The 11,671-nt window shown below is 50.7% G+C and carries 12 protein-coding genes; 3 read left to right on the top strand and 9 right to left on the bottom strand.

Annotation, left to right across the window (positions count from 1 at the left end):
• A partial coding sequence (locus HMPREF3091_RS22720; protein WP_210403539.1) for a hypothetical protein occupies positions 1-189 on the top strand: 189 nt, incomplete at its 5' end.
• 14 nt (positions 190-203) lie between these two features.
• On the opposite strand, the gene HMPREF3091_RS04045 is transcribed toward HMPREF3091_RS22720, so the two are convergent.
• From HMPREF3091_RS04045 to agaR, 8 genes are all read right to left on the bottom strand, one after another.
• Entirely contained in the window at positions 204-1,058 is an 855-nt protein-coding gene (locus HMPREF3091_RS04045) for a tagatose bisphosphate family class II aldolase (RefSeq protein ID WP_004090757.1), read from the bottom strand.
• 12 nt (positions 1,059-1,070) lie between these two features.
• Positions 1,071-1,514 (bottom strand): PTS galactosamine/N-acetylgalactosamine transporter subunit IIA, encoded by a 444-nt coding sequence (gene agaF / locus HMPREF3091_RS04040; RefSeq protein WP_004090758.1) that lies wholly within the window; start codon positions 1,512-1,514, stop codon positions 1,071-1,073.
• A gap of 9 nt (positions 1,515-1,523) precedes the next feature.
• Entirely contained in the window at positions 1,524-2,417 is an 894-nt protein-coding gene (locus HMPREF3091_RS04035) for a PTS system mannose/fructose/sorbose family transporter subunit IID (RefSeq protein WP_004090759.1), read from the bottom strand.
• The gene (agaW, locus tag HMPREF3091_RS04030; RefSeq protein ID WP_070714395.1) at positions 2,407-3,198 is read right to left on the bottom strand and encodes a PTS N-acetylgalactosamine transporter subunit IIC; all 792 of its coding nucleotides are present in this window, start codon (positions 3,196-3,198) and stop codon (positions 2,407-2,409) included. The genes HMPREF3091_RS04035 and agaW overlap by 11 nt, the downstream gene beginning before the upstream one ends.
• Positions 3,199-3,210: 12 nt before the next feature.
• A complete protein-coding gene (gene agaV, locus HMPREF3091_RS04025) occupies positions 3,211-3,693 on the bottom strand; it encodes a PTS N-acetylgalactosamine transporter subunit IIB (protein WP_008812475.1) in 483 nt (160 codons plus the stop codon).
• 17 nt (positions 3,694-3,710) lie between these two features.
• Positions 3,711-4,904: an SIS domain-containing protein gene (locus HMPREF3091_RS04020; protein ID WP_070714393.1), complete on the bottom strand. Its 1,194-nt coding sequence runs from the start codon at positions 4,902-4,904 to the stop codon at positions 3,711-3,713.
• On the bottom strand, positions 4,901-6,217 hold the full coding sequence (locus HMPREF3091_RS04015; RefSeq protein ID WP_070714390.1) for a D-tagatose-bisphosphate aldolase, class II, non-catalytic subunit: 1,317 nt from the start codon (positions 6,215-6,217) through the stop codon (positions 4,901-4,903). The genes HMPREF3091_RS04020 and HMPREF3091_RS04015 overlap by 4 nt, the downstream gene beginning before the upstream one ends.
• A gap of 80 nt (positions 6,218-6,297) precedes the next feature.
• The gene (agaR, locus tag HMPREF3091_RS04010) at positions 6,298-7,071 is read right to left on the bottom strand and encodes a transcriptional repressor AgaR (protein WP_070714387.1); all 774 of its coding nucleotides are present in this window, start codon (positions 7,069-7,071) and stop codon (positions 6,298-6,300) included.
• A 602-nt stretch (positions 7,072-7,673) separates the two neighbouring features.
• On the opposite strand from agaR, the gene HMPREF3091_RS04005 reads away from it, so the two are divergent.
• Positions 7,674-9,353, top strand: coding sequence for a hypothetical protein (locus HMPREF3091_RS04005; protein WP_070714385.1), 1,680 nt, complete (start codon positions 7,674-7,676; stop codon positions 9,351-9,353).
• A gap of 63 nt (positions 9,354-9,416) precedes the next feature.
• Here HMPREF3091_RS04005 and HMPREF3091_RS04000 read toward each other — a convergent pair whose 3' ends face one another.
• Positions 9,417-9,881, bottom strand: a complete 465-nt coding sequence (locus HMPREF3091_RS04000; RefSeq protein WP_004090777.1) for a YehS family protein — start codon at positions 9,879-9,881, stop codon at positions 9,417-9,419.
• Positions 9,882-10,198: 317 nt separating this feature from the next.
• Between HMPREF3091_RS04000 and HMPREF3091_RS03995 the strand changes: the two genes are divergently transcribed.
• Positions 10,199-11,533 carry a glycoside hydrolase family 28 protein gene (locus HMPREF3091_RS03995; RefSeq protein WP_070714382.1) on the top strand — a complete coding sequence of 445 codons (1,335 nt, stop codon included), beginning with the start codon at positions 10,199-10,201 and terminating at the stop codon, positions 11,531-11,533.
• The last annotated feature ends 138 nt before the right edge of the window (positions 11,534-11,671 follow it).

Below are 11,671 nucleotides of genomic sequence, written 5' to 3'. Positions count from 1 at the left end.
GGCGGAACATTACACAGCAGTAACATAGGTGACCGAAACATTTCACCGCAGCCTCATAAACGACTGGCTAGCGGAATATTTCACCATGCTTACATCTTAGTACTAAACCAGAGTGAAAATGCCATCTCGGTCGCCTTCGCCGGTGGGTTCATAGAAACGCATTTACTGACCGACGAACAAAACAATTAGCTACACTCTATAAATTATAATTTCCCCTCACTCCCACAAATCCGGATCTTCTCCACCACCACATCATGCATGGCCTGTTTGCCCGGAGTGATGTATTTGCGTGGATCGTTAGCGTCTGGATGCTCGGTGAAGTAGCTTTTAACCGCGTCGGCAAAGGCGATTTTCAGATCGGTTGCGACGTTCACTTTACAAATCCCAAGCCCTATCGCTTCACGCACCATATGCTCCGGAATTCCCGATGCACCATGCAGCACCAGTGGGACATCCACAACGTTGCGCACTTCGGCTAGGCGGGCAAAATCGAGGTGAGGTTCTCCGTGATACAGACCGTGCGCCGAACCAATCGCAACAGCCAAGGAATCAATTCCGGTTCGCTCTACAAATTCACGCGCTGAGGCAGGATCGGTGAAGAAGCTGTCTGCACTATCAACATTAAGATCGTCCTCTTGCCCACCAAGACGCCCTAACTCAGCTTCCACACTAACATCATAACGCTGACATAAGCGCACCACTTCAGCCACGGTTCGAATGTTCTCTTCGAATGCATAATGCGACCCGTCGATCATCACAGAACGCACGCCCGCCATAACCTTAGTGCGAATATCTTCCAGATCTTCGTGGTGATCCAGATGCAATGCCAAAGGCAAATCATGTAAATGAGCAGCCTCTTGGCAGATAGAAACCAGATAGTCGGTTCCCGCATAGGTGAAAGTACCCGGAGTGCCCGCTAGGATAACGGGTGACTTTAACGCAGCCGCGGTTTCTACCACCACCTGCACCGTTTCCAGATTGTGGACGTTAAAAGCCGGTACGGCGTAACCTTCGCGCTGAGCCTTTTTGAGCATTTCCCGGTTTGAAATTAGGTACATACAATAGGCTCCTTAAATGCCGTCTAAGCTGACGGAATTATTCTGTTGTTGGTTACACTTCTGTTCTTCATGCCATAGACTGGTAACGCCCCGCCGCCCACACTCCAATGCCATATCGCGGAAATCTTGAGAGTTCAGGCCTTCACGCTCCAGCATCATTTCGGCGGCAAGCTGCATATTTGTTCCGGTGATCACTTGGTAATCAGGATGTTGTTTTGCAATAACCGCCGCCTGTCGAAACGGCGAACCACCGAGCAAGTCACTTAAAATCACCACGCCTTCCCCGCTATCGCAAGCCGCGCAGGCTTGCTCTAACAAAATCATCAACTCACTGGTGCTGACGCCTTCAGGGAAATCCACTGCGCAGCATTGCGATTGCTCACCGACCACTTGTTCAACGCCCTGTAGCAGGCCGCTTGCAAAGCGGCCGTGCCCAGTAATAACGAGACCTAGCATTACGCCCCCTTAAAGGAATCCAACGAATTTACCGACAACGCCAAACAACACCGTTAAACCAATCAGTTTCACCGGCGAGAAACCACGCTTCATCAGCCAAAACACCAGCAGCGTGAAACACAGCGGCAGTAAATTCGGCATCAGCTTATCTAACACGTCTTTTTGCAATGCAACGCTGGCTTTACCGGCATGCATAACCAGCGGCGTCGATAGGTGAACGTACGACGCCACCAGCGCTCCGATCACCGTCATACCGACAATAGAAGCGGCATGGGATATCTTTTTGGTGTGTGTCTTAAGCAGCGCCAGCGCACTGGTTCCGGCATGGTATCCGTAGTGCGCCAGCCCAAAACGTAGGCCAAAGTGCACAATGTTAAACATCAGCAGAAAAACGATCGGCCCAAACAAACTGCCTTGAAGCGCCAACGAAGCACCGATACCCGCACAGATTGGCAGCAGCGTGAGCCAAAACAGCGCATCACCAATGCCGCCTAGCGGGCCCATCAGCGCCACTTTAACTGCACGGATGGTAGAGACTTTCTCTTTACTCCCTTCCATCGCCAGCACAAGGCCAGAAAGGAAAGTGACGTCGAACGGATGCACATTAATAAACTCCATGTGCATTTTCATTGAGTTAGCCAGATCCTGTGGATTTTTATGGATCTTGCGCAGGCCAGGGATCAGGGTGTAAAGCCAGCCACCTGCCTGCATACGTTCATAGTTGAACGAGGCCTGCAACAGCAAAGAACGCCATGCCATACGGTTAAGATCTTGCTTGGTAAGCGCCTCCGCTGGCGTGCTGTCGATATAGTCATCCTGCTCGACCTGACTGGTTGCCAAAGCCTGCGCCATGCGCTGCTCGGCTTTTGCCGCCATTACGGCTTCATTATCATTAAATCCCATCTTCCATCTCCTGAACGTTGGCCGAAGAAGCTGGCGCGTTAGAGTCGCCTTCTTGTTCATTGCGAGAACGGTTAAAGAAGTCGATCAGCGCGATGGCAAAAGCGCCCAAAGCAACGGCGATAATCGGCATATTGAGGAATGTCACGGAAATAAAACCGAGAATGAAATAGGCCACATAGGTCTTTTTCATCATGATTTTCATCAGCAGCGAGAAACCAATCGCGGGCATCATGCCACCTGCCACGGCGAGGCCATCCAGCAGCCAGGTCGGCGCTTTCTGTACCATCACGCTGGCAGCGTCGGCGCCGAAGTACACCGGCAAAAACGCCACGATGAAGTAAAAGCAGAACAGAATGGTGATACCGAGATAGTTCACCCGTTCAATACCGCGCCAGTTCAGCTCCTGCACCATCTTGTCGCACTTATGCATCATTGGAGAAAACGCGGTAAATAACAGCGTGATACAACCTTGAACCGCTATTGCGAAAGGAACCGCAACGCCAATAGCCACTTTAGGATCGGCATGAGTCAGAATGGCAAATGCGGTACCAACCACTCCGCCGATCACCACGTTCGGCGGCTGAGCTCCCGCCAGAGGTACCATCCCCATCCATACCAGTTCCAGCGATCCACCCACCAACAATCCGGTTTGCACATCCCCAAGGATCAGCCCAACCAGTGGGCCAATGACCACCGGACGATGGAAGTGAGTCAGACCATCAAACAGGTCTACCCCCGCCAGTCCGGCTAACAAGCCAATCAATAACGCATCTGTAAACATGGTTTACTCCCGTTATGCTAAGAGTTTGGCAATGGATTCACCGGATTCATCCGGCACGCGCCGAACTTCACAAGTGACACCCAGTTTCTCCAATTCGCGAAACGCCGCGGTGTCGCTATCGTTCACCGATACCGTTTTATGAATTTGGCGTTTGCCCTCGGCAAAGTGCATATTTCCCACATTGACGAAGCTTATGGGTACTCCACCCTTCACTAACGTCAGCACGTCCTGCGGGGTTTTACATACGATGAAAATTTTCTGTCGGTCAGCGGCTTTGTGGATAACCTCGATGGTTTTTTCCAGCGTGAAATAGCGAGTCTGCACACCGTCAGCGACCACCATATCCATCAGGTTTTGCTGCACGGGGTCGGCAGCCGCGTCGTCATTGGCCACTAAAACCAAATTAGCGCCCAGTGAACTGGTCCAGGTCACACCAACCTGACCATGAACTAAACGATTATCTATGCGAGTCATTAAAATATTCGGGGTCGACATGCTCCACTCCTGACTTATTATTTTGCTGAGTGATTCTTTAAAGAATTAGCAGCGATGGAATGAACTGCGGTGAACGGATAGATTTCCACCCCTTTCACCACGCGATTGACCTCCCCTGTCGGGCACGGATTATCCGGCGTCATGCCAAGTGCCAAAGACGTTTCAAACGCCAACATCTGTAAATACATCAGGTACGGAAACAGCAGCCAGATATCATCCAGATCGCTGTTAAATACGGTGTCAGAGATCCCCGGCGTACCGCTTAGCGCCACAATTTTCTTGGCAAGATTGTCATGCCGCAGTTCGCGCAGCAGGTCTGCGTCATAGCGGTGGCAATAGACCTCAGAAGACATCATCAGCAACACCAGCGTATCGCCATCAACCATGAATTTCGGCCCGTGACGAACGCCCATTGATGAGTCATAGCGCGTTGCAATACGCCCCGCGGTCAGCTCCAGCATCTTAAGCGCCGCCTCTTCGGCGATACCGGTAAAACAGCGGCTGCCGAGAACCATCACGCGCTTGAATCCGCTGCCAGCCAGCACTTTCACCTGTTGCTGCCAGTGCTGCTGCTCGCTGATGCACAGCGCGGCCATTTGTTGTAATGACGGCGCGCTTTGTTCTAGCGTTAACGGCCCTAATAGCAGAATGGTCGCCAGCGTCATGCAGCTAAAGCTGGAAGTCATGGCGAAGCTTTGGTCGTGTGAACCTTGGGGCATGATCAGCGAGCAGACGTTATTACGCCCTTCGGCATAGCGTGCCAGTGCGCCGTCTGGATTACAGGTCAGCATCAGGTGGTGGCAGTGCGGCAATATTTGGTCAGCTAAACGTACAGCCGCCACGCTTTCAGGGCTATTCCCCGAGCGACCATAGGAAACCAGCAGCGTTGGGCGCTCAGGATCGAGATATTGCAGCGGCGACGGAACAATATCGGTGGAGCCATAAGCCACCACGTCCAAACCGCACTGCTCACGCAGCCACGGCGCAACGGCACGTCCAGCAAATGCGGAAGAGCCCGCTCCGCACAGCACGATCTGTAGATCAGGATTTGCCAACAAGGGCTGCAAAAACGGCTGCCAATACGCTTTCGCCTGAGTCAATTCGTCGTGCAGCTGTTGCCACAAACGCGGCTGCTGGTCGATTTCACGGGCGGTATGCAATGCATCATGGTCTTGCAGCCAAGCTTCAGAATAGGAAAACAGCTCGCTCATGCTAGGGCTCCTTGCGGCTGGGATGGGGTGATTTCAGCATCGGGTTCGCAGGCGACGGCATAGCTCAAAAGCACCCGCTGGATTTTATCCAGCACCCATTGCTGTGGATCTGTACCTAATGTTCCCGCGTTTAATGCCTGTGCCTGCTCGGGCAAATACTGACTCAGCAGCGCCATCGGCACCGGATGGTGACGTAAATTATCGATGAGAAGATCAACCGCCTGCTGTACCTGCGGATGTGGCCAGTAATAGCGCACGCGGTCACTCAGACTGTATTGGCGATCGATATACTGTTGATGCGCAGAGCCATGGTAATAGCGACTCCACTGCTGTGGCTGCTCGCGCATCACCTGCTCAAGCGTATCGCGCAGATGTGCCGCCTTCAGTTCACCGTTCCACTCGCGATCGATACGATCCAAGGCAAACAGCGCTTCGCGCAGGGCAAAGGTCAGTGCTGGCCCTACTTTCAAGATCGCAAAGTGATCGCGTACCAGCTCACAATAAGCCTGCGGCGTTTGATAATCGGTTGAGTGCGCTTCGTAAACCATGTTGGATTGCGACTCAATAAACTGGCTCAGAGCGCGCGCTTTTTCTGGCTGATAATGCACGACGCTATGATGATCGAACTCCACGCCTGGCTGTACGACCAGCGCGATCACTCTCTCCCACACGCTTTCCAGTCCTGCATTTCGCCAAGCCTGCTGGTGAATCTCTAACGTGGTCGCCGCCGCCTGTGGCGTGGTTACCTGCATCCCTTCCATATCCTCTTGCGCGCCGCCTGGCACCGGCACTTCGGTACCAATCACATAGACCGGACGCTCGCCGCCAGCCTGCTGCCACGCCTTTTCTGCCACCGCACACAGACGCGCTGCGCGAGTTGCCACGTCAATATCACCGAGGGGAACAGGATCGCCATGGCATGACATTGAGCAGTCAAGATGGATCTTACGAAAACCGGCGCTAACGTAATCGTGGATCAGCGTTTCTGCCAACTGCATGGCTTCATCTGCACTGCGATCCTGCCACGCGTTGGGACCGAGATGATCCCCGCCGAGCCAAACCCGATCGCGGGCTAAACTAATGCGGTCAGCCTGAGTCCAAACGGCGTCACGGAACTGCGCTGGCGTCATGCCGGTGTAGCCACCAAACTGATTGACCTGATTCGATGTGGCTTCAATCAACACGGCTGAATCGCGCGTTTTTGCCAACATTAAGGCACTTTCTAATACCCAAGGATGGGCGGAACAGACCGAATAGATCCCCACCGCCTCGCCCGATTTATGGCGACGGATAAGCTGTAATAAAGGCTGCATGTTTTCTCCATGCAGGCATTGCGACTCGACCCCGTTACGTTGAAACCACGGTTATGGCTCTACGTAATCGAGGTGACAAATCAGTCGTCGGCGATAATGACATCCACGCCGAGTTCAGTTAATGCCCGCTTGTAGTTGTCGGGGATCCGGCTATCAGTGATAAGCCGATGGATCTGTCCGGCCTCACGGATCATGCAGAAGCTTTTGCGGCCAAATTTACTGGAGTCAGCCACGGCGATAATTTCATGTGCCACCTCGCACATCACACGATTAAGGTGTGCTTCGCCGGTGTTTGGCGTGGTTATCCCTGCTTCCAGATCAAAACCATCGACGCCAAGAAATAAGGTATCAAAGCGATATTGACGCAATTGCTGTTCTGCGGCCGGACCATAGAGCGAATAGGAGTTCTGACGAACGCTCCCGCCCAACACCATTACATCTATCCGTTCAAACCCCGCCAGCTCATAGGCGATGTTCAACGCGTTGGTCATGACAACCAGATCGCGCCGCGTTTTGAGGTGCGGAGTGATCTGGGTTGTCGTCGATCCAGAATCCAAAATCAGCGTGTCACCGTCTTTCACGAACTCGGCCGCTTTGGCCGCGATACGCGATTTGACGTCGCGGTTCATTCGCCCTTTATCTTGTAAAGGTCGATCAAACGCGAATTGCTGGTTTAGCATCGCGCCGCCGTAAGAGCGCAGCGCACAGCCTTTTTGTTCCAGATAACGCAGGTCGTTACGAATGGTGACGCTAGATACCCCAAAACGCATGCTCAACGGCTCAACGCGTACGCTGCCTTCATGGCACAGCAGGTCAATGATCTGTTCGCGGCGCTTTACGGTGTCTAATATCATTTCCGTGACTCCTTGGAGTGTGGGTGTTTAAGCAAAGAAGCTTTCGCTCTCTTTCGACTGCATTACAGCAAAGGGAGTGAAGTGAAATTGTGATCGCGATTACAGCCTACTTTTTCAGCAAAATAGGCCCAAAAACCTTTCAATTTAAAATACAGTGAAAGCAATATAGCGAAATGAGAGAAATGAAAATCTGTGAGTTGAATGGCTTTCTAACGCTTCTCAGGGGCAAAAACGGACTCTTAACAACGAAAGAGGACGCTTTTAATGTGAAAGCTTCAGATTTTATTTAGTGAGGTGACCATGATCACACTTTATATAATTAGCCATAAAATGTGAGCCAAACATCTCGCGTTTTTTCAGAAAGATTAAGGTGGGTAGTAACAGGTAAATGAAAAAAGAAATGCCATCACGCCCAGTAAAAACGCGGTCCTGCATTACGTCAAACGCGTGTGTGCGGGAAATATCCTCAACAACGCCGAGCCAGATTTAATCACGCTAATTCAATGAGATAATCCTTATCACCCTCTCTGTGACCTGCTTTAAAAATTTAAAACGCCATTTCAGTTACGATACCTGCCTCGACACCCTCACCGGAAAGCATCATGTGGAAGATTCGTGCGCTTGAATTAAATAATCAGGAAATGTGGAACTGGCAGCAGGCGACAACGATTGCCGATTATGCACATGAACAAGGGTTTACCACGCTGGTCGTTGGGCAAGCCGAATTGTTGGATAAACTGGTGATGCCGGAGGGATATACGCCTCGTCATTTCAACGATCGGTTGAGCAGCCAGCAACGCGCACGCTGTATCTATCTCAATAGGCTGGCGCAATACTGTCAGCAACTTGGCCTGACGTTTTATTTGCAGGCTAAAGAGATTTCATTTCCGGTGGAAATCTTGCTGTGCCACCCACAGCTGTTCGACGTTCGCGGAAACTTTCATTTTGACGGAGCATTTTGGAGCCAATATTTAGCCGCGAAGTTAGAACTGGTTGCCCGACAAATTCCGGCGATGACGGGAATTTTGCTCGCCATTTCTAACACGGATAGCCTCCTGCCAATATCTGAACCTTATGGTCAGACGATAAATGCGCCTCACGCCACCACCTCTCCCCGCCGTCAGGAAGAAAGCCTTGGTCTTTATCATCGTTTATTTTCTGCCGCTGCTGAGGTAATGAAGCAGCAAGACAAGCATTTGGTATTACGCGTTTTTCCAGCCAGTAATAGCGATGTAGAGAATGTGCTCAGCGCGATCAAGCCCCTACCTGAATCAGTATCCGTCTCTATCAAGTTAACACCTGAGCGTTTCTGGCCAGAGTTTCCCAATAACCCCGCGTTGTTAGACGTAACCGAGCGCGATGTATGGGTTGAAATCGATCTTGTCGGCGAGGAAGTCGGCTGGGGAAATTTTCCTTTTATGCGCGTGGAGGAAATTCAGGGACGCCTGTTGTGGTGCCAAGCGAAAAACCCAGCCATCAGCGGCGCACTCTGCAAAATCAGCTGGGAGGGCATAGATAATCACTGGATCTTAGGGTGCATTAGCGAAATTAACCTGTTTTCCTGTACGCATTTTTTAATGCCAGATGCTCATGCTGACAATGAAATTACCCTGCTAGCCCGCTGGCTGCAACAGCGCTATCAATGGGCTCCTGCAACGGAAGTACTTGAGCAACTGCATAATCTACTAGAGCGAGCGCATCAGGCTTTATACGGCGCAATTTACGCTCGACGCCATGTATTTCATCGACATAGTTTACTGCCAGAAAGCTATGGGCAAGCGATGTGGAGCCTGTATGGACAGTTAAATCGTAATCATTGGCTGCCCGGTTCAGAACGCGATATTCAATTTATCGCTGAAGCCAAGGAGATGAGCGCCAATAATCTCTTTTTGCTGGCACAGGAAAAGGATCGGTCGTATCAGCTAGCGATCGAGCTACAGCGTGAAGCACTCACGTTTTCTCGACGAACCGATATTCCAGCAAAGCTTAAACGTCGCTGGGAACAAGAATGGCAAGGTTTTGCTCTCTACTGTCGGACTTTTGTTCATGCGCAAAAAGCCTTTTTTACCCTTCACTACTGTAAACAGGTCGAAAATACGTGGAGCCTGCGTGAGATTTGCCAAACCAATATTCAGGCACTCTACGGCACGGCGTATGAGATGGAGGATTTTTGTCTGCAGCATCGAGATTTTCCGGTTTCGATGCACGTTATGTTTGATGCCGAGCGAGCGAGGGCTTTAGCCAGCAGTTTAACCGAAGAGTTGAGTCAATTAATGCAGTAACGGCTTGGTATTTCAGTTCCCCCGACATCGGGGGAACATGTTGAAAAAGCTATTTTTGCAGAATTAGCCTTTACGCACGCGAGCGGCCAAACCTTTCAGGAAATAACGCAGTAGCTGATCGCCACATTCACGATAATGCTTGTGACCATCGGCACGGAAAATAGCGCTGAGTTCAGATTCAGTGACCGCAAAATCCTGAGATTTTAGAATCTCGATAATATCGACAGATTTCAGTTCAAAGGCCACACGCAGCTTTTTCAGAATGATGTTGTTAGTAATACGTCGTTCAACTTTAGGCGCAGGATATTTCTCATCTTTGCCTCGTTTGAAGAAAATCAGGCCATTCAAGAAATATCCCATGACAACGTCAGGGCAAATCTTGAATCCTTCTTCCCCTTCTTTGGTTACGAAGCTCGCCATTTCTTCCAGCGTCACCTTGGTGTCTGCCAGAGCTAAAATGCTGATCATTTTTTCGTTATTCAGATTCAGCATGTAGCGAACGCTGCGTAAAACATCATTATTCATCATTACCGGGTACTTCCTCTCAGTCGATTTAGTTCGCTATCTCCACAGAACGTAAAGGAGATAAAAGCGTTAGCCCGCATTATAGAGATATTCTGCTCATCACGTTGGAGAAATCTTCATCTGCTTGATGTGAGCAATCTCACACTTAGATTTTCAGCGCTAACTCAAATGTGATCCAGATTATAAATTGCCCGTCTGGCAAGACGGTTTTGTGAGGGAGCTCGCTAGCTAAGGATTTCTGCGATGACGCCGCATAGCGCTGAACCATTTCCTCATGCTGAGATATTCCTCATCTCCCCTTCTTTGATTGAAGAACTGTTATGAAACTCGCTATTTCTCAATTTTCACCGGCAGCGGACGGTATAACCCGCGATACGCAGAAATTCCAACACGCACTCGACCTTATCAGCGCTCACGGCGGAGGGACTTTGTATGTCGATAGCGGGCGCTATATGTTGGGCGGTTTATTGTTAGGTTCTAACACCTGTTTACATCTGGAGGCGGGTGCTGAGCTTATTGTCAGCGATAACTATCAGGACTTTGCACAAGCCAGAACTCACAGTTCTGCGGAATGCTCTGACCGTGCTTTTCTCTACGCACTAAATGCTCAGAACATTACCATCAGTGGATCTGGCAAAATTTTTGGTAGCGCGGACGCCTACTTCTCTGCAACACCCAACGAGCAAGGCTATCGGATACCGCTGGAGCAGCGCCCACGTATTATTGTTTTCGAAGGATGTCAAAACGTACAACTACGCGAGTTCACCATTGAACATGCGCCGATGTGGACCATTCATCTGGTGAGCTGTAATAACGTGAAAATCTGCGAGCTCACGGTACAAAACGATTTGACGATGGCGAATACCGATGCACTCGACATCGACAGTTGCCAGTTAGTACATATCACTAATAGTCTCTTTAGCGCCGCCGACGATGCGATTTGTTTGAAAACCACGCGAAAACCTGAGTTTTTACAGCAGCCAGCCCGGCAAATTGTTATCTCGAACTGCACGTTGCAATCCAAAAGCTGCGCATTAAAAATTGGCACCGAGACTTTCGCCGATATTGAAGACGTGAGCGTCTCTAACTGCGCTATTTATCAATCAAACCGTGGTATCGGTATTATCTCTCGCGACGGCGGCCATCTGCGCCGCATGCAGTTCAGCCACATCACGTTCACCTGTCAAACCGCACATCCTTGCCACTGGGGAAAAGCCGATCCGTTGTTCGTTTCCGTCCGTCATCGTGATCCCGCGATTACACCGGGAAAAATAGAGTGGATAAGTTTCTCCCATTTCACGGGGATCAGCGAAGGAGCGATTAACTTACACAGCACGCCCGCTGGCATGGTGAACCATATTTGCATTGACCATCTACAGCTTGAACAACGGCAAACAGATTCGCCCGAGCAAGGGCTCTACGATGTACGCCCTCCCTGCAATCCACTGCGCCCAACGGGAATGGGATTGGATAATGCCTACTGCCTCGATCCTGACACACTACGGGCTTTTGGTGTTGAGTCCTACCCGCACGGTATGCCCGTCATCTATGCCGTTGGCGTAAAAGATCTAACGCTAGAGCAACTGTCGGTACAACGACCGGTTCCGCTTCCAGAGGGATGGAATAGTGAACATATAGAGTTGGTGGAGGGGTGAGGGGCTTCAATTTTCGCGTTTTATCCTATGGGATTATGGTGAAATGTTTCGTTCACTGATGTCACCATTGTGTAATATTCCGCCCGCCTGTCGTTTATGAGGCTGCGGTGAAATGTTTCGTTCGCCGGTCAGCAAATG

Source organism: Hafnia sp. HMSC23F03 (assembly GCF_001816025.1).
In the GTDB taxonomy this organism is placed as follows: Bacteria; Pseudomonadota; Gammaproteobacteria; order Enterobacterales; family Enterobacteriaceae; genus Hafnia; species Hafnia paralvei.
This window is presented reverse-complemented; position numbering and strand designations above follow the sequence as displayed.